This is a genomic window from Capnocytophaga sp. oral taxon 329 str. F0087, from assembly GCF_000213295.2.
GTDB classification, from domain to species: Bacteria; Bacteroidota; Bacteroidia; order Flavobacteriales; family Flavobacteriaceae; genus Capnocytophaga; species Capnocytophaga leadbetteri_A.
Genome location: NZ_KN390027.1, coordinates 1 through 902 on the forward strand (window position 1 = coordinate 1; position 902 = coordinate 902).

Annotated in this window: 1 protein-coding gene; it reads left to right on the forward strand. The window is 37.1% G+C overall.

The features are described from left to right. Positions 1 to 192 precede the first annotated feature (192 nt). Positions 193 to 902 (forward strand): reprolysin-like metallopeptidase (locus HMPREF9074_RS09050; RefSeq protein WP_369700500.1); only part of this gene is annotated, 710 nt, incomplete at its 3' end.

Sequence of the window (902 nt, forward strand, 5' to 3'; positions counted from 1 at the left end):
CTTAGAAAGCTTATTGATGTGACAGAGTGCAGATGCTTTTATAAAATAATCGGCTTACTGAGAGTTTGGCGGGATTTTTGAGGGGTACAGATGTGATATCGGGGAAAGAGATTGTTTTAGGAGATACTTTGGAAATAGGAGGAAAGATTAGTTTTATTATAGTGATGGATAAAAAAGAATGAAATAAGAATTATGAGGAATATTATTACAATAGGATTATTGATAGGGTGTGTGTTGTTTGGGAAAGCACAGAATGTGGCGGATAAATGGCTGAAAGCGGTGTCGGCACAGCAGGGGATTGCTATTGAGTGGCAAGAACGCCCTACTTCGTTTGCGAAAAAAGGAATTAAAAGTTTTGTAGGTTACTATAAAGGGGATTTTGTGGCTTCTCTTTCAGTAGGGAAATCTGTTTCGGGGAATTTTAATTATCAAGGAACTTCATACGAAATTTCTGATAGTAAAGGACAGTTAGTATTTTATAAAAATGAACAAGGTGTCTGCGGCAATCAGGATAAAGAACCTCATAAACATAGCGCTTTTGCAAGACCGGTTTTAGCTGCTGAAGAAGCGCAACCAAAAATTGCTAATACACAAGTGCTAAGGGTATACCGATTGGCAATGCACATTCCTTATAGTACATTCAGTAGATACTATTTTGATAGTAAGATAGAAAAAGTAAAAACTTTTTGGGCGGATACTGAAGCTTTTCTTAACGAAATGTATCTGCGCGATTTAGGGGTACGCTTTGAGGTGGTGAATGACGAACGCCTTATTATCAAAGATGCAACAAAAGAGACCTTTGCTAGCAGTCGCAATGCTAGTTACGTTAAGGATAATTCTACAATCGTTATTAATAGTCTTATAGGAGAAAATAGCTATGATGTGGGTATCTCTCTCGTATA